General features: G+C 49.6%; 19 protein-coding genes. 3 read left to right on the forward strand and 16 right to left on the reverse strand.

Features of this window, described 5'->3' with window-relative positions; genetic code table 11:
- Positions 1-144 precede the first annotated feature (144 nt).
- The 7 genes from DWV73_RS11160 to DWV73_RS11190 all read right to left on the reverse strand — a co-directional run bounded on the left by DWV73_RS11160 (position 145) and on the right by DWV73_RS11190 (position 9,281).
- Positions 145-1,314: an alanine dehydrogenase gene (locus DWV73_RS11160; RefSeq protein WP_117796731.1), complete on the reverse strand. Its 1,170-nt coding sequence runs from the start codon at positions 1,312-1,314 to the stop codon at positions 145-147.
- Positions 1,315-1,725: 411 nt separating this feature from the next.
- Positions 1,726-2,403: an RraA family protein gene (locus DWV73_RS11165; RefSeq protein WP_117796732.1), complete on the reverse strand. Its 678-nt coding sequence runs from the start codon at positions 2,401-2,403 to the stop codon at positions 1,726-1,728.
- Positions 2,404-2,487: 84 nt separating this feature from the next.
- Complete coding sequence (locus tag DWV73_RS11170) at positions 2,488-3,741, reverse strand: SLC13 family permease (protein WP_117796733.1); 1,254 nt, start codon at positions 3,739-3,741, stop codon at positions 2,488-2,490.
- 9 nt (positions 3,742-3,750) lie between these two features.
- A complete protein-coding gene (locus tag DWV73_RS11175; RefSeq protein WP_117796734.1) occupies positions 3,751-4,797 on the reverse strand; it encodes a beta-propeller fold lactonase family protein in 1,047 nt (348 codons plus the stop codon).
- A gap of 263 nt (positions 4,798-5,060) precedes the next feature.
- Entirely contained in the window at positions 5,061-5,942 is an 882-nt protein-coding gene (locus DWV73_RS11180) for a LysR family transcriptional regulator (RefSeq protein ID WP_117796735.1), read from the reverse strand.
- A gap of 169 nt (positions 5,943-6,111) precedes the next feature.
- Positions 6,112-6,993, reverse strand: coding sequence for a LysR family transcriptional regulator (locus tag DWV73_RS11185; protein WP_117796736.1), 882 nt, complete (start codon positions 6,991-6,993; stop codon positions 6,112-6,114).
- A gap of 326 nt (positions 6,994-7,319) precedes the next feature.
- Positions 7,320-9,281, reverse strand: coding sequence for an aconitate hydratase (locus tag DWV73_RS11190; protein WP_117796737.1), 1,962 nt, complete (start codon positions 9,279-9,281; stop codon positions 7,320-7,322).
- A gap of 411 nt (positions 9,282-9,692) precedes the next feature.
- Between DWV73_RS11190 and DWV73_RS11195 the strand changes: the two genes are divergently transcribed.
- Entirely contained in the window at positions 9,693-10,577 is an 885-nt protein-coding gene (locus tag DWV73_RS11195) for a gamma-glutamyl-gamma-aminobutyrate hydrolase family protein (protein ID WP_181357266.1), read from the forward strand.
- Between the two features lie 321 nt (positions 10,578-10,898).
- Here DWV73_RS11195 and DWV73_RS11200 read toward each other — a convergent pair whose 3' ends face one another.
- The 4 genes from DWV73_RS11200 to DWV73_RS11215 form a co-directional block, all read right to left on the reverse strand.
- The gene (locus DWV73_RS11200) at positions 10,899-12,584 is read right to left on the reverse strand and encodes a glycosyl hydrolase family 18 protein (RefSeq protein WP_117796738.1); all 1,686 of its coding nucleotides are present in this window, start codon (positions 12,582-12,584) and stop codon (positions 10,899-10,901) included.
- Positions 12,585-12,845: 261 nt separating this feature from the next.
- Positions 12,846-13,100 carry a hypothetical protein gene (locus DWV73_RS11205; RefSeq protein WP_022358865.1) on the reverse strand — a complete coding sequence of 85 codons (255 nt, stop codon included), beginning with the start codon at positions 13,098-13,100 and terminating at the stop codon, positions 12,846-12,848.
- 91 nt (positions 13,101-13,191) lie between these two features.
- Entirely contained in the window at positions 13,192-13,809 is a 618-nt protein-coding gene (locus tag DWV73_RS11210) for a hypothetical protein (RefSeq protein ID WP_146143932.1), read from the reverse strand.
- A gap of 72 nt (positions 13,810-13,881) precedes the next feature.
- Positions 13,882-15,303 (reverse strand): serine/threonine-protein kinase, encoded by a 1,422-nt coding sequence (locus DWV73_RS11215; RefSeq protein ID WP_117796739.1) that lies wholly within the window; start codon positions 15,301-15,303, stop codon positions 13,882-13,884.
- 323 nt (positions 15,304-15,626) lie between these two features.
- Between DWV73_RS11215 and DWV73_RS11220 the strand changes: the two genes are divergently transcribed.
- Both DWV73_RS11220 and DWV73_RS11225 read left to right on the forward strand, forming a co-directional pair.
- On the forward strand, positions 15,627-16,376 hold the full coding sequence (locus DWV73_RS11220; RefSeq protein ID WP_117796740.1) for an adaptor protein MecA: 750 nt from the start codon (positions 15,627-15,629) through the stop codon (positions 16,374-16,376).
- Positions 16,377-16,515: 139 nt separating this feature from the next.
- Positions 16,516-16,686, forward strand: a complete 171-nt coding sequence (locus DWV73_RS11225) for a 4Fe-4S binding protein (protein WP_107001811.1) — start codon at positions 16,516-16,518, stop codon at positions 16,684-16,686.
- Between the two features lie 83 nt (positions 16,687-16,769).
- Here DWV73_RS11225 and DWV73_RS11230 read toward each other — a convergent pair whose 3' ends face one another.
- The 5 genes from DWV73_RS11230 to DWV73_RS11250 all read right to left on the reverse strand — a co-directional run bounded on the left by DWV73_RS11230 (position 16,770) and on the right by DWV73_RS11250 (position 22,106).
- Positions 16,770-17,492, reverse strand: a complete 723-nt coding sequence (locus tag DWV73_RS11230) for a helix-turn-helix domain-containing protein (RefSeq protein WP_117796741.1) — start codon at positions 17,490-17,492, stop codon at positions 16,770-16,772.
- Between the two features lie 207 nt (positions 17,493-17,699).
- Positions 17,700-18,182, reverse strand: a complete 483-nt coding sequence (locus DWV73_RS11235; protein WP_117796742.1) for a GNAT family N-acetyltransferase — start codon at positions 18,180-18,182, stop codon at positions 17,700-17,702.
- Between the two features lie 78 nt (positions 18,183-18,260).
- On the reverse strand, positions 18,261-19,592 hold the full coding sequence (gene dnaB / locus DWV73_RS11240; RefSeq protein WP_022358873.1) for a replicative DNA helicase: 1,332 nt from the start codon (positions 19,590-19,592) through the stop codon (positions 18,261-18,263).
- Positions 19,593-19,608: 16 nt separating this feature from the next.
- Positions 19,609-20,055: a 50S ribosomal protein L9 gene (gene rplI, locus DWV73_RS11245; RefSeq protein ID WP_022358874.1), complete on the reverse strand. Its 447-nt coding sequence runs from the start codon at positions 20,053-20,055 to the stop codon at positions 19,609-19,611.
- Between the two features lie 2 nt (positions 20,056-20,057).
- Positions 20,058-22,106, reverse strand: coding sequence for a DHH family phosphoesterase (locus DWV73_RS11250; RefSeq protein ID WP_117796762.1), 2,049 nt, complete (start codon positions 22,104-22,106; stop codon positions 20,058-20,060).
- Between the last annotated feature and the right edge of the window lie 89 nt (positions 22,107-22,195).

A 22,195-nucleotide genomic window follows, 5' to 3' on the forward strand; every position in this document is an offset into this window, starting at 1 on the left:
TCCTATTCTTCTGTATCAAATGCGCCTCCAGCTATTTCCCATCCGGAAGCGCTTCTATTCTCCCCTCAAATGGCAGAGCGCTTTTCATCCGTATCCCCATACGTTTCACGAAAAGCGTTCTGCCGGTATCCTTTATCTGAAAAATCACTTCTCTAATTTGATAAAGTTATCCGAATGGCTCTTGGTTGCCGACGGAGCCAGATCCAGTTTCTGATCTGCGATCTCTAAGATGTCTTCCGGACGAACCCACGGTCTGCCCTGGATAGCACTTGTCTCCTCATGGGTTAAGTATCCCTTGTAGGCAGTTAAGCTGCGGCGCAGGAAACCATCCTTTGCACACGCCTGCGCCACACCATTGTTGATGATGCTTCTGAAGTGCGGCAGTACGGATGCTGCGTATGCGATCGAGGTAGACTGGGAAATTGCACCCGGAATGTTGCTTACGCAATAATGTACGACACCTTCTTCGATGTAGCGCGGATTTTCATGGGTGGTCTCATGGAATGTCTCGATTGCACCATAATCGTTGCTAATATCTACGATAACGGAACCTTTCTCCATCGAGCGGACCATCTCGCGGTCGATCATGTATTCTTTGGCATCCTTCGGCCATCTAACACAATTATACACGACATCGATCTCCGGTAAAATCTTTTTCAGATTATAACGGTTGGAAATCTGGGTATTGACTTCCTCATTGAACTGTTTTCCGATATCACGCAGGGTTCCGATATTAATATCCATAACCGTTACCCACGCGCCCAGCGCATGAAGAACAGAGATTGCTGCGCGTCCTACCACGCCGCCTCCAATGACCAGCGCCTTAACGCCCGGAGCACCGCCGAGACCGTTGACGAATTTGCCCTTGCCGCCGTTGATGGAGAGCAGGGATTCCAGACCAAAAAGTGCGCCCGCCTTACCAGCTGCCTCGCAGTTCGGTGAACCGTAACGGTGGGAATCTTCTGCGGTAAATGCAATACACTTGCTGTCGAGAAGTGCCTGTACCTCCTCCGGATGTGCTGCCGGATGGATGCAGGTAAATACGATCTGGTTTTCACGGAGCAGCTTGTACTCGCACGGTTCAAACTCTTTTACCTTTGCGACGAAATCGCAGGTTGCATAAATTTCTTCCTTTGTATCAACCAGCTTCGCGCCCTCTTTCACATATGCCTCATCCGGGAATCCAGAACCTTCGCCCGCGCCCTTCTGAACGTAAACCTCATTGCCGTCACCTACCAGCATGCTTACCTCTGCCGGGGTTGCGATGACACGGTACTCGCCTACTTTGATGTCTTTCAATACGCCAACTTTCATAATGTGTTCCCTCCATGTAATATATTTTTCTTTTTGCTTGATACTTTTGCTTGATACTCATATATACAGCAAGTTCCGTGCCAACTTTTACGTTTTTCGATTTTATTTAATATTTTTCTTTTTTATTTTCCAAAAAATTCGAGGTTTTCCTTGTAAATACAAGGTTTTTGTCGAATTAAAATTTTTATTTATTTTTTTGATAACCTTCCAGGAATGACTCGTTCTTGTCTCATTTTTTTCATAATGTAAAAAAATGACTCATTTATGAGCTTTTATGTGCTCATAAATGAGTCATTCAAATTTTATTTTTAAGTCATATGCCGATTTTTGAGTCTTTCATTTCTAGGGTGCTCATTTTGGTTTCTGCGCTTTCGCTGATAAACTTTTTATTTTTTTCACCCAGTTTGAGTCCTACTGCCCAACTTCCGCCGCTGCCAGCTTTCGCGACTCCGTCAGCGTCTTTCCCTCGCGCAGATGAACCGCCACGCGCTCCTCGCGCTTCGCGATCCGGGAGGCAGATTCATAGACTTCCGCGATCTTTCCGGACGGAACCACAACTACGCCGGTCCGGTCCATCACGACCATGTCGCCCGGAAAAATCAGGACGCCGCAGAGTGTCACCGGCACATCCACGCCGACCGTCTCGATATCGTAAGCACTCTTGTTCGGTGCAGTTCCGGCGCTGTATGCCGGAAAACCAAATGCCGCGATGTCATCGGTATCGCGCAGGCAGCCGTCGGTCAGCTCGCCCTGCACGCCGCGAAGCTGTGCCCGGAGTGCCAGCAGGTCACCGCCCGTCGATACATCCATAATACCGCCCATGGAAATCACCAGCAGGTCGCCCGGTTCCGTTTTGTCATCAATCACTTTTCCGTGCTTTGCCAGGTTCACGCCGTCCCACGGCGTACTCCGGCGCTTCTGCAAAATCGTGCGGGCAAATCCGGCTGCACGCTTCTGGGAGGGATCGATCGGATGAAGTCCCAGCACACTGCCGCGTTTTAAACCAAGTCCGTCCATGGCATCTGCCACATTTCCGGTCGGGAGGGCGCTATAGCGCTCCACCCACATCATTCTCTCTTCTGCTGTCATATTTTCCTCTTCCTATTCTCAAACCATATCTTTACAGGCTTCTGCCCGGCTCTTCCATCTATCCGATATGATGCTTTTTTTCCACTATACAAACAGATGATAGATTCCCAAAAAAGAAAATACCGCTACTACTGCCAGTGCCAGGAAGGAAACGGCAAACAGCTCTACAAACATGCGGTTCTGTGGGAAACGTTCTTCCGCATTCTCCTGCTGAGAAACACCTGCCATGATGAGTGCGCCGGTTGTGGAAATCGGAGTAAATCCTACGATCGTTCCACCGATTACAATCACCGATACCAGTTCGATGGCATCTGCTCCCAGCGTTGAAGCCAGTCCGCCTGCTGTCGGAATCAAAGTCGGGAATACAACTCCAAGACCGGAACTGAAAAAGGACATAAACCCAGAAGTAATACCCATGATCATCGCAGCAGTCCGTTTGCTCATAACATGCTCCAGAGCCGCTACCATGATATCGATACCGCCGGACAGGGAGATAACATTCATTAAAATGCCAACGCCCAAAACCATAATAATCACATTCCACGGCACCATCTGAACTGCTTTCTTCTCATCACCGCAGCCAAAGATAATTAACAGCGACCCCATTAAAAATCCCATCAGACCGACATTCCAGGAGAAGAACAGAACGCCGACTGCCAGACCAGCCAGTGCTGCCAGGGAAAGGAGCTGTTTTCCGGTAAATTTCGGAAGCTCTGCTTCTTTTCCGACTGCCTTTATATCCACTTTCCAGCCTTTATAGTAAATGTAGACAAGTACCATGGTTGCCAACGCCGTCAGAATCAGGCAGAACATGATCGGAACGGTGTCTGCCTCCAGTCCCTGTGCTGCCATCAGTTCACGGACAACGGCTGCCTCCGGGGTCAGCGGACTCATACGTCCGGACATAACGCCCAGGTCACCGATGATCGCCGTCATAATCGGGTTGATGCCTGCGGATGCCGCAACCGGGATTGCGATAACCGGGATGATTGCCAGGCTCGGGATTGCGCCCGGTCCTACGGCACTGATGATAAATCCTAAAATATAGATAACAAACGGAATCAGACGTTTCTGTTTGCCAACCAGCGCTACCATCTTGCGTGCTAAAAGTTCCAGGGTTCCGTTTCCGTTAATAATCGCAAACAGATAAGTAATACCGACCATCTGGATGCACAGGGATGCACTGAATCCCTTGATGATATCGGACGCCTTGATGCCGAATACCAGCGCCAGCACGGCAGCGATACCGGTACAGAGAATACCGACGTTACAGTTTTTCACAAATCCAATCACAATGGCTGCCAGAAGGCAGATTAAAGAAATAAGACCTAAGTTCATAGCAACCTCCTATCGAAATGTAATGCAGACCGGACTCTCGGTGTGGATGATCCGTCCCGTGTATTCCATGCGGCCTGTTTCCTCGCAGAGACGCATCTCTACGATGGTATCGCTGTCCTCATTTGCCGCATAAAACAGGCTGTAATCGCGGTTGAAGGAGATAAAACGTGGTGTCAGACCCAGAGTCGGGTAATAGCCCAATTCCTTCATATATCCAGTGTTCTGGTCGATGCGGTAGAGCACGATAGACTCATGGATGCGGTTGGAACCGATGAGAATCTCGCCATTTTTGCTGAGCAAGGATGCACTCGCCTGTCCCTCGCCCGTATAGGTATCTGGCAGAGTCGGAAGTACCTGCAGCGCCTTTAATTTACCGTTTTTTTCATCAAATGAAAGGTAGGTCATCGAATTTCCTTTTTCATTGATTAAGTAAACAAAGCGGTTGTTCGGGTGAATCGATACGTGACGCGGCTCATCGTACTCGCGTCCGCGGTAGCAGTCAGTCTGTGTCAGGCTGCCGTCCACCGGATTGAAATGGAATACGACGATCTGGCCGTAGCCCTGCAGTCTCGCCTGGCATACAACAAAAAGGTATTCTTTCTTCTGATCCCAAATACACTGGTGTGCAAAGGAGATAGCGCCTTCTTTCTTCCCTGCCATGTGCGCAGTGTGGACAATCTCTCCCAGACTTCCGTCCGCATTGCGGCGGATGACATAGACAGCGCCGCCCTGCAGAGCTGCCACTACCATGTACTGGTTGGTGCGGTCCGGTGTGATGAAGACCGGATTCTTGCCGCCGATCTCGATGGTGTTTAAGGCAGATAAGGTTCCGTCTGCCTCGATCTTATAGCTGCTGACCTGCGTATTATCGCCGTGTACGGAGTAGAGATATTTCTCCTCCAGATCCATCGCCTGATAGGACGGATTCGGCAGCGTCTCTAAGCACTGAATCTCTTTCCATTCGCCGGTTGCCTCCGAAATTTCGTAAACCTTTAAACCCTTGCCGCGTGCATTTCTCTCGCGGGTGGTACGGCATCCTACGTATGCGTAACTCATGTTTGTTTCCTCCTGACCCTTTTAATGCATTTTATTTTTACCCAAAGAATCCGCGTTCCCTCGAATATGCGGATTCTTTATTTCTTGGTTTGATAAAATTGTAACATGGAGAATTGACAAATGGAAATTCAGGATTTGAATGTAGGGGTATTCCAGAATGGAATGGTGCGGGTGATGGATGAGATCGCGAGAGGGACGGCGCAGTCCCAGGGATATTCTTCCAGAAAATGCTTGCGCTCTTGGGTCTGCGCTTGTTATCATATTTATTTCCGTTCTATCTTATTGATGTGATAATACTCTTCTGTAAAGGATATAAAATCCATGATATCCTGGTTCCGATAGCAGGAATCGGAAAGCATCATCCAGACGCGGCGGGAGACAGGTTCCTGTTCTTTATTGTAGATCGGGATGAGCTGGAAACGGCTGCGGTCAAACGCCCAGTCGGAGCCGAAGAGGAAGCAGATGCCAAGTCCATTTTCTACCATCTCGATCGCGATATCCGAATATGGAACGAAATGAGCGGCATGGAGGGATTCTCCAAAGTGATCCTTCCACCACTGGTTGAGCAGCAATTTTACCATCGGATTTAAATACGATTCGATGATCGGCAGGTGCTCGACATCCTCCAGTGCCGTCCCCATCGGTGCCATGATGTAAAGTTCTTCCTCAAACAGGCAGATTTTCTCCCCGAGAAATGGGTAATCGCCGCAGACGATCGCGATATCGATCGTTCCGTCGGTAATCTGGCGGATCAGCATATCGCTGGAGTTTGGAAATGTCTTAAACTGAAGGCGGTTGTACGCGTCCACATAACCTTTCAGCAGTTTCGGCATATGGAGTCTTGCAAAGGAGTTCGGGACACCGACGCGCACCAGCTCCTTGACGCCGTGGCGCTCAGAGAAATGTTCACGGATCTCACCGAGGAAATCCAGCATGATCCCCGCTTTTTTGACAAGGTAGCGCCCATCCTCCGTGAAGGTCACGCCCTGGTTGCTCCGTTTCACAACCTCCACGCCCCATTCCTGTTCGATCGTCTTGACGCGCTTCGTCAGGGCGGACTGCGTCACGTACAAATCCTCCGCCGCCTTGCTGATGCTGCGTTTTTCATATAATTTTCTAAGAATCAGCCAGTCTAGTTCCCGCATTTCTTCCAGTTCTCCTTTATCTCAACATTTTAATTGCATATTGCTTTGTACTTGTTAAATGAATGAAAAAAGCACCCATTTGTGGTAAAATTATTGAACGGATCATTTTTTCGATTCATGGTGCAATTTTTAGGTTAGAGATTGCTTCGTGAATAACTCAGGATGAATTTTATTTTCTATTTTTCCCAGTTTTCGCACCTTCCGCCACATACTCCACAAACTGCGAAAGCGCCGGGGACAGCCGCTTACTCTTCGGATAGAAAAACCAGGTATTCCGTTCCACCGGCGTCCCATCTTTCCAGAAAAGCGGGGTCAGACACAGGTTGTGTTCATTGGCAAAATGTTCTGGAAGAAAACAAAGTGTATAACCAAACCCTCGTTCTATCATCTGCCATGCCACATCAATATAACCAACTGGCATACCATTCCCAACCGGGGTGCTGAAATTTTCATTCCACCAGCGCTCCAGAATCTCTCTTGTCCGATCATTTGTCTTATACTCGATTCGATCTAACCCCGGCAAATCTTCCATCTTAACCGGTTCCTTCGTCACCAGACAGGCAGCGCTTTTACCGACCCGGATGCGCTCCAGCGCCCCCTCATAATCGCCGCGGATAAATCCGACATCCACCGTCCCGTCAAGCAGCTTGCGAAACAGCGCATCGCTCTGATCCGTCACAACCTCAAACTGCACACTCGGATGTTCTTTCCGATACTGGAATAAAAGTTCCGAAAGCATGTATTTACTGTATGTATAGGAAGAACCGATCACGATCGTCTCCTCCGTGCTCTTCTGCATTGCCGCCAGCGTCTCCGTCGTCTCCTTCATAAACACCAGATACCGCTCCGCCTGATCGGCAAGGTAGCGTCCCTCCGGTGTAAACGAAAGCCCCTTCGGCGTCCGGTTGACGATCGTCACGCCAAATTCCTCCTCCATCTGCTTGAGCCGCTTGGTCAAAGACGGCTGCGTCATGTAAAACGAATTGGCAACCTTCGTCATATTTGGATTTTTATAAAGTGCCTGTAAGATCTGCCAGTCTGTATCTCTCACGGAACATCCCCCATTTTATCACTTAAATTGATTCTGTCGTTATTTTTCTTTCTCTTCTGCCGCTTTTGGATACGCTGTTTCTTCCTGTGTTATCCTTGTTGAATCCGCATATCCAAAAAGCGCTCCAAACAATGTCTTTTTCTCAATTTCTTTCACAATCTTCACTCTTATTCTACCACAAGATTACTACAAATGTCTTTCTTCCGTCAACTCGCACGAAAAAGCGCCTGCACATTTGCACAGGCGCCTTTTTCTAAAATAAATAGGTTGGTGAATAAGTAGTTATTGTATATAAAAAATATAATGGAGGCATAATTAATAAATGACTACGCTTCTTTCTCCGCTTCCAGCTGTTTTTTCAGTGTTCTCAGCTGTCCGCCATTTAAGACAACTTCGATTTCTTTATCCGTCAATTCTAATTTAGCCCAGAAAGAGAATCCTTTTGTCTTATCAGTAATCTGCACACGGCGTGCTGCAATCTGCTCCCGCAGGTTATCGATATGAAGCTCATCTGTCTGCTCCAGGCGGTCATAATCAGCTCCATCCTCAAACAACATTGGAATTACGCCGTGGTTTACCAGGTTTCCCTTATGGATACGGGCAATACTCTTGGCAATGACTGCCTTAACACCCAGATACATCGGGTTGATTGCCGCATGCTCACGGGAGGAACCCTGTCCATAGTTTTCACCGCCGATGATGATGCTCTGTCCCATTTCTTTCGCACGGGCTGCAAATTCCGGATCATAGCGGTGATAGCAATACTGGGACATCAGCGGAATATTGGAACGCATGCTGCTGAACTCAGCACTTGCCGGTGTAATATCATCGGTTGATACATTATCACGTGCTTTTAAGCTGATCGGGGCATCCAGGGTCTCCTGCGGCGGTTCCGGAACCGGAAGGAATTTAATATTCGGTCCGCGGACAATCTCCACCTTGGCAGCCTCTTCCGGTGACAGTGGCGGCAGAATCATCGAATCATCAATATCGTACTGATCCGGCTCATGGATGGTATCCAGAATCTTCACATTTTCACCCATAATATCTTCTGCCGTTGCGAAAGTTCCCACAATCGCAGTTGCCGCAGCACTCTCCGGGCTGACAAGGTAAATCTTCGCGGTCGGATTTCCGGCACGTCCCTTGAAATTACGGTTGGAGGTGCGGACTGCCACACCGTCGGTCGCCGGAGTCTGACCGATTGCGCAGCACGGACCACAGGCAATCTCCAGAAGACGGACACCTGCATCCAGAAGCATCTCCACATATCCATCGCGCATCAGCTGACGGTACACCTGCTTGGAAGAAACCGCACAGGTACAGCTTACATCCTCATTCACATGATGTCCCTTAAATACAAGTGCTGCTTTTGCAATATCGGCATAGCTTGCATTGGTACAGCTTCCGATAAATACCTGCTGTACTCTCTTCTTTTCCGCCTGATGCAGCGGCATAACATTGTCCGGCTGGTGCGGACATGCGATCAACGGCTCTAACTCGCTTAAATTGATATCGATCGTCTCGTCGTACTCGGCGTCCTCATCCGGAAGAAGCTCTGTGTATGCTTCCGGACGTCCCTGTGCAGCCAGAAATCTCTTTACCTGTGCATCTGCCGGGAAAATGGAAGTGGTCGCGCCCATTTCCGCACCCATGTTTGCGATAGTCGCACGTGCCGGAATCTCCATCTCGGCAACTGCCGGTCCCACGTACTCATATACATTTCCCAGACCGCCCTTGATGGTCACGCGGCGAAGCATTTCCAGGATAACTTCCTTCGAGTTGCAGCCCGGTCTTAATTTACCGGTCAGGTTGACACGGACGACTCTCGGCATCGTCAGACGCATCGGAACACCCGTCATCGCCGTTGCTACATCCATGCCGCCGACACCGATACACAGCATACCGATCGCGCCGCCATGCGGTGTGTGACTGTCTCCGCCCATCGATACCTTGCCTGGCACACCAAAACGGGATACATGAACGGTATGGCAGATGCCGTTGCCCGGTCTGGACACATACACGCCGAATTTCTTTGCTGCGGACTGCAAATAAATGTGGTCGTCCGGCGTCTTATTATCTACATATAATAAATTGTGATCGAGGTAGCTGACGCTGCACTCCGTGCGGACACGGTCCAGCCCGATCGCCTCGAATGCCAGATAAGTCATAACGGCATTGATATCGTGTGTCAATGTCTGATCCACCTTGATAAAAATTTCTTTGCCCGGCGTCATATCGCCCGATACGAAATGTGACTCAATAATCTTTCTGGTAAGTGATTTCCCCATGTTTTGATTTCCTCCATTTGGTTTGTCATATTCTCTCGGAGTCTTTCCTGCACTCCGCCATCTCTATCAGCCCCGCAGCCTTGACCCGGCTGCCCGTCTGTTTTTTCCGTCCTTATTGTAACGCCTGCCTGCGGGGAAAATCCAATTAAGAAAGGGAATGAAGGTATAACTTTCTGTTATCAGGGCTTTTCCCCGTACTCCTCCCTACTCAATTCTTCGCTTCCATTTACGCCTCCTTATTTTCGCTCATTTTTCGTATATCTACAAAATTATATTATATCTTTTAGGTAGCATTAAAAGTTATTTTATTTTATTTTGTAATTTTATGTATCTTTTTGTATTTTTCTGACTGTTTTATGTTAGAATCCAGCCATGTTTGGGAGGACAATTTGTATTAGGGAGGAAATTCGAATGAGAAAAATTAAAATGATGACCAGTGCAGTGCTTCTTTCTTTATCCCTGGCTTTTTCTTTAACAGCTTGTGGAACAAAGTCTGAACCGGCAGCCGATACAACAGCGGCTGAAGCCGAAGTCACCGAGACAGAAGGCGAAGCAGAGACTGCCGAAGAAGCGGCGAATGACGAAGAAGAGAAAGTCAAAGTCGGCGTTTCATGGAATGCAGACGAAATCGACGAAGATGCACAGTTATATATAGATGCCGTTACCAAAGCTGGCGGCGAAGCAATTTATCTTCCTCAGATCAAAACCGAGGATGACGCGAAAAATGCTCTGGCAGAAATCGATGCTCTGGTTATGACCGGCGGCGAAGATATTGATCCGAGCTACTACGGCGAAGAGCCAAACGAAAAATTAGAGACTGTAAACGAAGTCAGAGATACTTCTGATTCTCTTTTAATCAAGGCAGCTCTCGATGAGGATATCCCGATGCTCTGCACCTGCCGTGGCATGCAGTTCTTAAACGTATTAAGCGGCGGTACCTTATATCAGGATCTTCCGACTCAGAATCCGTCCGATATCGAACATCGCGATCCGGACCGTAAGGTATTCGCAAAACATGAGATTACCGTAGACAAAGATAACATCGTTGCTGCCGCATTTGGCGGAGAAGGCACCTACACTGTAAACTCCTGGCATCATCAGGCAGTCGATCAGTTAGGTGACAACCTGAAAGTCGTTGCTACTGCTCCAGATGGAATCATCGAAGCAATCGTCAGAGAAGATAAAGACTACGTGATGGGCTTACAGTTCCATCCGGAAGCTATGATCGCTGAAGGTGATGACAGTTTTCTTGCTTTCTACACCAACCTGATCGATCAGGCAAAAGAGGCAGAATAATCACATTTCTCCCAGACAAAACAATATTTTTGATGTTTTAATAACCTCCAGGCGGATGAATCAATCTTTCCGCCCGGAGGTTTTTTGTCCAAGACGCTCTTTTTTATAAAGAAGAATGTGCCTTGGCACATTCTCGCGCCGAGCGCGGTCGCTTGCGACAAACTACATCTTCGCGCGAGTGCGCATCATTGGCACGTTAGTGCCTTTTTGTGTAATAGGGGATCCCAAGGAATTTCCTATTACATAAAAAAGCAGAAGCCCCACGCTCCCGCATGAGACTTCCACCCTACTTTGAATCATTGAATCTTAATTAAATTGTCTCTACTCCCAGCCAATCACATCCCAGACGTCGCTGGTTTCCAGCCCCAGCCGCCATCCGGCTACGCCTGCCAGGTCGTATTTCTTGATTAAATCCATCTTGAGTCCCAGAGACCTTGTCTCCTCCATCCAGAGCTGCTGTTCGCCGTTCTGGCTGTCCAGCCTGCCGTAATACTGACCAGCCGAATCATCCCAGGTCAGATCCATGCCGCTCTCCGACACCCATTTTGTCTCCTCGGAGATTCCCATCGCACGGGAGGACGCATTGTCGCCGCTTCCCGTCCAGAGCCTTGTGTAGAACGGGACTGCGTTGATTACCTTTTCCTTCGGAACCAGGGAAAGCATATCTTTGATGCCGTTTTCGACATATCCGATCGAAGAAACAGAACCGGCTTCGCCGCCTGCATAGTGCTCATCATAACCCATGATAATCACATAATCTGCGACGTTGCCCTGCTCTTTCTGGTTGTAGAAACGGTTATATACCGCCGGAACATAGTTATCGACCGACAGCACCAGCCCTTTCTTACGGCAGGAAACCGACAGCTCGCGGATAAACTCAATGTAATGGACACCCGCCGCCGTCTTCAAACTCTCAAAATCCAGATTGATACCGTCAAATCCATAACGGTCCGCCTCTGTCATCATATTTTCAATCAGTTTTTCGCGCACAGACGTCCTGGAAAGAAGCACCTCCGCCTGCACGTTCTTGCTGCATTCGCGGCTGAAATTGTCGAGTACCGCCCAGACCTGCAGACCTTTTTCATGCGCCCGATCCACATAGGACTTATCTGCCAGAGATTCATACGCGCCGCTGTTGCTGCTAAGCGTAAACCACGTCGGCGCGATGACATTGACACCTTTCGTCTTTGCAATCAGAGAATCCATCGCCTGGTTTGCCGCCGCGATCGTTACCTGATGCCAGACCATCACAATCTTCTGATCCAGTGAAATATTCTGGTAGACCGGAGCAGTAAAATCACTCTTTAACGTCTCCTCATGCAGATTTTTCATCTTCCACTTGTGCATATATCCGATATGACCGTCCGGTGTCATGACTCTCGCCCAGTTGTCATACTGTTCCAGCACCGTCACTGTCCCGCCGCGCTTTATCTCAGTCACAATCGGGCTTTTCAAGCCGCCTCTTAAGCGGATCTTGGCGCTCCACGCCGCATCTGCCACCGTGACCGGATCCCAGTTATTTTCCACGAAAACCCGCTTCTGTGCCTCACCATCATACGCCTGCAGACGCACATCGGTGTATTTCTGAATCAGAGCCAGTGAAAGATAAACTGCATCGCCATCCCGGTAAAGGATCTTTTTTCCGTCCTCATCCACTGTCGTCTCGTCGCTTTTCACGATCTCCTCCGGCAGGGCGTACACCAGTATTTCCTCATTGGCATCCCAGTAAAAACGTTCATTTAAGTTCGCATCTACCCACGTAGCCGGCAGATACGTCTGCCCGTCCACGTAGACCCCGCTCTCCTCCTGACGTTCATAGTTCAGATACAGCGCCACCCGGTCGCTGCCGCCCGCCGCGTACAGAGCATCCAGATCCGCCCTCTCCCGGCTTGGCATATATTTGACCGCTGCAATCACACCAACGGCTGCCACGATTAAAAACAGCACAAACCCGAAAATCCGTCCCAGACAGCCCGAACGTGCTTTCCTTGATCTTCCTCTTTCCATGTTTTCCTCCGGTGTATGTTAAGGTAATACCATAAGCACTAAGCTCGAAAATACCTCGCTAAGTGCCCTTATTATATCACACCAGCTCCATGGAATGTTGACTTTTTTCTTAACTCCTCTTTCATTTTCCCTGTAATAGGTTACTGTTTACGCATACGTGCCCAGTAACTGTAATAGCACCATCTAAACAGTTCTCACCATTTTCTCCGAAAGAAAAATCCGGCGGACTGTCCAGATACGGACAAAACGGCACCTCTCTTATCACCGGTTGTAAACCCGGTCAAAATGTATCTCTGTCAGCACTCCTGTCTCCGCTCCGACGTAATCAGCCATATAAAACGAGCCGTCCTCCCGGAACTCACACAGCTTCCTGTATTCTTCTGGCCTGCACTCCCTCCCATCAATTAAAATCTGGATTCCTTTGCTTTTATATCGCTGTAATCCCTCGACAAATATTCTCTGCTGTTCCCTACGCCTCCTCTCTGCCTCTTCTTTTTTACTTTTTCTCACTACCATTCCACACCTTCTCCATTCCGCGAAAACAGCCCCTTCTAACTTTTGACCTTTCGGAGATAATCGGTAATTTATAACCCCAGGTCTGCCTCGCTTATCGTAGGAATTTTCCAAAAAAAGTCATGGACTCTCCCGTAACCATCAATGCGTTCTTCTGCAGTGGGATTCGCCGGATCCGGATATCCAGATATTGCTCTGCCATTTTTACAGCTTCCTCTTCTCCAAATGAGACGAAATACTCACACCATTTTTTCCATTTTTGCTTTTCTGCTGCCAATGCCGCAAAATCTGCCAGCTGCCATCCGCTGACCGAACCGACCAGAAAACAGCGGCTGCATCGAAAAAAGGCATCCTGATTCTTCTGTGTCAAGGCTCCGAAGTCGATCACCATCGCCTCCATCCCCCTTTCCGAACAATCGTACCATTCTGCACGTTCAGCCTTTTGATAGAAAAAAATTCCCCTAATTTCAAACGGCTGTCCTGCCCCGTCTATAACCGGTTTTTCCCTTCTTTTTCCCGTCCGGAATATCTTTTCAAGCTGTGCAAATGAGCCGCTCTCATTTTGTTCCAGAACCGCCGTTCGCCGGCACAGAACCCCGGACAGATATGCTGCCGTCATAAGCGAAAAGTGTGTCACCCCAACCGATGGTCCGCTCCCGGCTATCCCGATACATTCCAAGCGTTCTGTCCCGACCTGCTTTGTGTCTGGCACTGGTTTTTGCCTGAATTTTCGCCCCACTTTTGAGCTTTCGCCCCGTTTTCCGATTTTAATCTGTATTTCCTCCTATTTCCACTGCCACGGGAATCCACCCATAAAGCGCTCCCACCTTCGCCGGATGTTCCGCCAGAGTCCCCCTTCTTTTGCTGCCTGCCTGGTCCCCCGTCCTTTTTTGAGAGCTGCCTCCCAGAAAATCCTTTCAAAAAATTCTGTCTCCTCCGCTGCCTCATTTTCCTGCCCCCGCCTTCCGCCTGCATCGAACGGCGGGGTTAAAAACGGAAGCCGCAGATACCTAAGATGCCGGACCTCCTCCGGAAGATAATCCCGCCCGCATTTTCTGTGATTTAATAAAATCTGGAGTCCCTCTTCTGCTCCCAGAAACCGGATCGCCCGCAGAGAATCTTCTTTCTCCCACGGCTGCAATCCACAGACGAAAAGAATCAAATCATACTCCCCCTCCAGAACCGTCTGGAGCTCGGTTCCGCAGTCATCTAAAATCACTTCAAACACTGGCTGTTCCAGCTGCACCACATCGCTGTATCTGGGTTTCAACGCCAGACCGTCCATGTAATAAATTCCATGTTCATCCGGCGCCAGCCCATACCAGGATGCCAGCCTGCGGACTGCCCCCGTGTCATTCTGCTCCCTGTAAAGGCAGGAAACTCCTTTCTGCCGCAGATATCGGACCGCGCCAAATGCGGTATGTGTAACCCCGATTCCGCTCCGGCTGCCTGCTGCGGCAATCCTGAGAAGTGGTATATGACGTTCTGCAAATATGCGAGCCTCCAGTTTTTCCAATGCCTCTAACACTTCCCGGACACTCTGGCAGCGCTCTTTTTTCTCTATTCTGAGACATCGCCCCATAAGAATGTACAGATCTCCCCGACAGCTTCCCTGTCCTGCTTTTATCTCCCCCTCTGGGGCATGCCCTGTCCCCATATAGTACAGGAGGGCGCCAATGGCATAGATGTCGGTCCTCTCATCCAGAGTCCCTCCCTCGTACTGTTCGGGGGCTGCAAAGCCTTTTGTTCCATAGCAAACAGATCGTTCCTGGCTCAAAGACGCCAGTGCCGCCTGATCAAAATCAATCAATTTTAATTGTTCCCGGCAGATTAGAAGATTCCCGGGGTGGAGATCTAAATATAAGATTGGATTTGGTTTGAATGAATGCAGATAATTCATGATCCGGCAAAGCTCAATTCCCAGACGGATAAGCTCTCCCGTTTGCAGACTGCCCGTTCTCTCAATTCGGGCATACAACGACTCACCGCACAGATATTCCTCGATGAGATAATAATAATTTTCGTCAATTTCCAGATCGTAGATGATCGGGATTCCCGGATGGCGCAGCCGCTTCAAAAGCGCTGCTTCCTGAATGAAACCGCTCTCTGTCCGCCTGACACGCTTAATCGCTCTCTCTTCATCAAGCCCCAGATGCCTGGCTAAAAAAACAGTTCCGCTCCGACCGCGTCCGATCACACGTTCCAGCTGGTATTTTCCAAATAGAACGGCTGCTTCCGTACCGCGCCTCCTTTCGGTCTATACCACCTCTCAAGATTCATTGTATACGATCCCCTCGGTTCCCGCAATCGTTTTTAGAAAGATTTTATGCTTTTTTTTCATATTCAAATTGCCAAGTGATTATATTATATAGTATGATGAATACCAAGGTTCCAAAGTCCAAAACATGAGTAAGCAGCCTTTTTCCGCAGAAAAATGAGCGGCTTACGAATGTCTTGCAAAATTGCGGAAGTGCGAAGCACGAAGCATTCGGTATCTTAACCACCCAAAAGACAAGGAAGTGAAAATCCATGAAAATAGAACGCATCAACGAAAACCAGATCCGCTGCACCCTGACAAGCAGCGATCTGAGCGCCCGCAACTTAAATCTGGGCGAACTCGCCTATGGCACGGAAAAGGCGAAAAAACTGTTCCATGAAATGATCCAGAAGGCATCGAATGAAGTCGGCTTCGAGGCGGACAATATTCCTCTGATGGTGGAAGCAATTCCGCTCTCCAGTGAGAGCATCATGCTGATCATTACCAAGATCGAGGACCCGGAAGAGCTGGACACCCGCTTTTCACGCTTTTCCCCGGGAAACGAGGACGAGCCTCTGACAGCGCTTGCCAACGAGCTTTTAGAGGGCGCGGACGGGCTTTTAAGCCTATTTACTGACAATGGCAAAAATACCGCCGCAAGCCCGCTGACCGGTTCGGACGCGCCTTCCACTGAAAATGCAGAGCCAGGTTCCAAACTGCCGGCAGCGCGTATTTTTACTTTCGGCTCCCTCGACGAGGTCTGCCGGGCAGCGCGCATCGCAGCTCCAGTCTGCGAAACACCGAACACGCTTTATAAACACCCGTCCGATGGTCGTTACTACCTTGTTGTCCGCCAGACAGCCGACAGCACCGACGCATTCAACCGCCTGTGCAATCTCCTGTCCGAGTACAGCGAACCATTAAAGACTGCCGCTGCCCCGAATGCATTTGAGGCATACTATGAGGAGCATTATGAGACGATCGTCCGGGAGCACGCGCTCTCAACGCTCTCGACCCTGTAGGAATACTGACTTCCAGAAAAATCGGTTTTTTCCATTGCTTTTATTTTAGAACATGAAAACCATCAATTTCTCCTTGAATATTTCGCATTTTTAGTATAGAATATAGCCAAACGCATAAATATAAAAGGAGGATTTTATCATGGCATTTGTAATTACTGATTCTTGTGTAAGTTGTGGTTCCTGTGCTGGCGAATGTCCAGTTGGAGCAATCTCTCAGGGAGATGGCAAATACGATATCGACGCTAACAGCTGCATCGACTGCGGTACATGTGCAGGCGTATGTCCGACCGGCGCTATCGAGCAGGGCTAATTAAACACAAACAAAAACGAAATATCTACATAAAAAAGCCTGTCGTTTCCGACAGGTTTTTTTATGCCCTTTTGCAGAACTTATCACATCTTATTCCCATTCCGTCCAAATTTCTTTTTCTTTACACGGGACCGGAAAAATGGAAACCGCCCTGGCGCAGCAGCCGCTGCTTCCGCTCGCCCCTGGTTTTCCCGCTGATACGCGCGAATGACCTCGTCGAGGCGCTTGAAGCGCTCTTCCTCCCGCTCATCAGAGACCCGCATCAGGTATTCCAGCTCCTTCATCAATTTATCATGCACCAGATAGCTGACGTCCTGGCTCAGTTTTTCGCTGTTTTCCTCGATCGCGCGCCCGATGACCTGGTTCATGATCTCCTGAAACTGGCGCATCTTCTCCCCCGCCAGAGGCTGGGAAACCTCTGCCTGCGGCAGTTCTGTTTCCTTGTTTTCTACCTCTGTATTTTTTTTCATTTCCATATTTTCCTGCCTGCTCATGTTACGCTCTCCTGTTCCCGTTTCCCGGAAAACCGCCTGTGCCTGCGCTTCCAAAAGCGCTTCCGGTTCTGTTTTCTGATTTTCTTCCACTTTTCCGAGGATTCCCCGTATGGCTTTCAACTGGTACCCCTGTTCCTTCAACTGCTTGATCTGACGGAACAGCCGGATATGAAACTCCGTATAGTACCGATGCCCCAGTTCATTTCTCGGAATCGGAAGCCCCAGCTCGTCCTCCCAGTACCGGAGCACGTGAGCCTCCACCTGCACCTGTCTGGAAGCATCCGAAATCAGGTAATGCTTGTTCTTATTCATTCTGCTTGTCCTCCCCGGTACCTTACTACTACTATATGCGGGGTTCAAACTAAATATGAATAGCATTTACATAAAAAACAAGTTCCGGAACTCCTTCACCATCGATCGGAACGATTACCATATCGTAGCTAAATGCCAGCTCGCTGACGGTAGAAGGCGAATGAATGACATAAATAAAAAGAGGGGATTAAATTTCCCCTCTCCATTCTACAGCTTCTTCTCAAAGCACCAGTAATCATGCCCCTGCAGCACATACTTACCGACCTTCTCAAAGGCCAGCTTCGCGTATGACCGCAGCGCTTTCACATTGTCCTTCGCCACCAGCATATGGGCACTCTTGCAGCCGCGTCTTCTAAGTTCCTCCATCGCGCCTGCCAGAAGCTCGCGTGCGATGCCTCGGTTCTGGTACTTCTCCGCCACACCCAGTCTGGAAATTTCTGCCGACGGCTGCAGCTCCTCCGACCAGCAAGCAATCGATTCCACCTCCGGATCATCATCGATCGAAACCAGCCCCGCGATCTCCCCCGACACATCATCCCGGATACAAAAAAGCGAATCCCTAGAAAAATCCGACTGTAGCTCCGGCTCCCCTGGATAGATGTCCGTCCACGCGCAGAACTCGGTTCCAGCTAAGGCACGGTAAAAATGGCGGACGGTGTCCAGATCCGATTCTTTTATCAATTCAAACATTTCTCATATTCCTTTTTACATAATAATCTTTTATCAATCATATATTTATCCGGTCCCGTCCCTTACACGATTCTATCGTTATTTCGCCAAATTCGCAAACTTCGTCAGCTCCGGTCTCCACATCAGCTGCACCGTTCCTATCGGACCATTACGCTGTTTGGCAATGATTACCTCCGCGATATTCGGCGTATCCGTATCCTTGTTGTAATAATCATCACGGTACAAAAACATAACCACATCGGCATCCTGCTCAATCGCACCAGACTCACGCAGATCCGAAAGCATCGGGCGATGGTCCGGACGTGTCTCGCAGGCACGGGAAAGCTGCGACAGGGAGATAACCGGCGCATTCAGCTCTCGCGCCAGCGCCTTTAGTGAACGGGAAATCTCCGAAATCTCCTGCTGGCGGTTCTCTCCGCTCTTTCCGCTGCCGCTCATCAGCTGTAAATAGTCGATAATGACAAGGCTTAAACCGTACTCCAGCTTCACCTTGCGGCATTTCGAGCGCAGCTCCGAGATCGAGATACCCGGCGTATCATCGATGATCAGCTTGGAACTTCCGATCGTACCGATGCCTTCCACGACGGCATCCCAGTCGGAATCCGTCAGCGTACCGGTACGCAGCTTCTGGGAATCGACATTCGACTCCATCGACAGCATACGGTTGACCAGCTGTTCCTTCGACATTTCCAGGCTGAATACCATGCACGGAAGCCCTTTTTTGACCGCCACATGCTCGACGACATTCAGAACAAACGCCGTCTTACCCATCGAAGGACGCGCCGCAATCAAAATAAAATCGGACGGCTGGAATCCCGACGTCCGGTAATCCAGATCGATAAATCCGGTCGGAATACCCGTGACGGTGCTGTTGCTCTTCGACGCCGCCTCAATCTTTTCCAGAACATTCAACGCCACCTGGCGGATCGGCACAAACTCTCCGCCTCCGCGGCTCTGAAGCAGGTCAAACACCGATTTCTCCGTGTGCGCCAGAATATCCTCCAGCTTGTCCCTTCCGCCGTAACAGAGGTTTTCAATCTCCTCATTCACTTTTATCAAACGGCGCAGGACTGCCTTTTCCCGCACGATATTGGCATACGATTTGACATTGACCGAGGTCGGCACAGATGTCATGATATCCCGGACAAAGTCCAGGCTGCTGACCTCCGGCGGAACATCTTTTTCGCGCAGCCGATTTTGAAGCGTCACCAGATCGACCGGCTTTCCTTCATTGAAAAGCTCGACCATCGACTCAAACATGACGCCGTACTGGTGCTGGTAAAAATCGGCGCCTGTGATAATCTCAGACGCCGCGATAATTGCTTCCCGATCCATAAGCATGGATCCGATGACTGACTGTTCCGCCTCTACACTGTGCGGGAGAACCCGCTTTATCAGGGCTTCATCCATGATTCAGTCCTCCATATTAAGCTTCTACAACCTTTACTGCCAGTTTTCCGGTTACTTCTTTGTGAAGCTTGATCGGAACTTCGTGTGTGCCAAAGGTCTTAATCGGCTCCGGCAGAACCAGTTTCTTCTTGTCAATATCCAGATTTAACTGATCTTTGATCGCCTTTGCAATCTCCTTGGAAGAAACAGAGCCGAATGCTTTTCCGCCCTCGCCTGCCTTGATGGACAGGGTGATGGACTTATCCTCCAGATGTTTTGCCAGATCCTTCGCTGCTGCCAGGTGCTCTGCCGCGATCTTCGCCTCATTTGCCTTCTGCAGCTTCAGATCATTTAAGTTCTTCGGTGTTGCCTCGATTCCCAGTTTCTTTGTCAGAATAAAGTTGCGTCCATAGCCGTCGCTTACCTTTACAATCTGACCTTTTTTGCCAAGTGCCTTTACATCCTCTAATAATACAACTTCCATCGTTATATTTCTCCTTTCTCCATCATATCCGTAATGAGATCTTTTAATTTCTCTCTGGCTTCATCGATCGTCGCACCCTTAAGCTGTGCACCCGCAATCGTGCGGTGTCCGCCGCCGCCCAAGCGCTCCATGATAATCTGCACGTTGATCTCATCGATCGAACGCGCGCTGAAATAGATCGTGTCGCCCATCTGCGTCAGGATAAATGACGCCTTGATGCCTACAATATCCAGCAGCTCATTTGCCGCCTGTGCACCAACCACGGTAGGACTTTCAAGTCCTTCGGACGGACACACGGAAATCGCAAATGCGCCGTGATAAATCTCTGCTTTCTGGATCGCCTCAGCTCTCGCCCGGTAGTCCTCCAGCCGGTCGCGGAACAGCTTTCTCACACGCACGACATCCGCGCCGTTTCTACGCAGGAACGCCGCCGCCTCAAAGGTGCGGACGCCTGCCTGGTTCATGAAATTGTTTGTGTCAATCACGATACCGGCGTACATCGCATCCGCCTCCGCCGGCTTGATCTTGATGCCGTCGTCGCCGATATACTGCAATACCTCGGCTACCATCTCACACGCCGAAGACGCATACGGCTCGACATAAGATAACACCGCATTGTCGATGATCTCGCTGCTCTGGCGGTGATGGTCGAGCACCACGATGGTTTTGATCTGCTTGAGCAGTTCCGGTGCCTCCGTGATACTCGGGCGGTTGACATCAACCACAACTAACATCGTGTTGGAATCCGCCCACTCCGCCGCTTCCTCGCCGGTTAAGAACAGATCCTCCGGGTAATCAGAGCTGTTTTCAAACCGCGCCATCATCGGTTTCACGGAAGAATTGACCCCATTGATGACGATCCGCGCCTTTTTATTAAAAGAGGTCGCAATCCGCCAGATACCAATCGCCGCGCCAAAAGAGTCCGTATCGCCGATCTTGTGCCCCATGATCAGCATCTTATCCTTCGTATCCATCAGCTCGCGCATCGCATGCGCTTTGACACGTGCCTTGACGCGGGTCGTTTTTTCCAGCTGCTGCGATTTGCCGCCGTAGTAGCGGATCTTCGTGCCATCCTTGACGACCGCCTGATCGCCGCCGCGTCCCAGCGCCATATCAATCGCCGTTCTCGCATACTCATAGTTGCGGATGTAGCTGTCGCCGTTCATACCCATGCCGATACTCAGCGTGACAGCCATATCATTTCCGATATTAACCGTCTTGACATCCTCCAGAATCGAAAAGCGGCTCTCCTGAATCTCTTTCGTGTACTGCTGCTTGATCACAAACAGGTACTTGTCATTTTCCAGCTTCTTGACGATACCTTCCATCGCCATAAAATACTTCGTAATTTTCCGGTCAATCAGGGCAACCAGCAGGGAACGGCGTACCTCCTCGACACTCTCCAGCGCCTCATCGTAGTTGTCGAGATAGATAAGTCCCGCCACCAGACGCTGGTTGTTGATCTGCTGCTTGCAGCGCAGGATCTCTGTCTCATCGCAGAGATAGAGCACTAAAAGCATCTCGCCGCTATCCTCGTCCACCGCACCGAGCTTCATACCTTCCGTCTCGCTCAGAGCCACCTGCTGGATATCGATCCGGTAAAATCTGCCGTCAAACGAAGAATGAACGCTCGTTTTTTCGTCCATCTCATCCAAAAATTCCCGCGTCAATTCCGGAAAGACCGCTGCGATATTCTTACGGCAGTTTTTATCTTCCCCGACGATCTCCGAAAAGGAGTGGTTCAACCAGAGGAAATGTCCCTCTGTGTCCGCAATGGCATACGGCACCGCCATTTCATAGAGGAGCTGTTTCTGCACCCACGCATACTCTGCCGAAAACTCCACCAATCCGCCCATCAGACGTTTTCTCCGGTACATGAACAGCCAGAGTGCCACCAGCACATACATAACCGTAAATCCGGACATCACAAGACCGGCAGCCGGGCTCACAATCCCAACTGCCAGATTTGCCGCCAACAGGAAGACTGACAGTATAATCGGCCACTGCAGATACGTCCGCAGCTGACCCCGTATTTTCATATTTTCCTTCATCTCATTCTCCCGTGCATAAAATGTTGCTGTCCATGTGCCGATTTTCAAAACACCTGCCATGAGCAGTAACGATAAAGCAACCAAAATGA

Origin of the sequence: Clostridium sp. AF12-41 (genome assembly GCF_003461685.1) — a bacterium.
Classification (GTDB): domain Bacteria; phylum Bacillota; class Clostridia; order Lachnospirales; family Lachnospiraceae; genus Otoolea; species Otoolea fessa.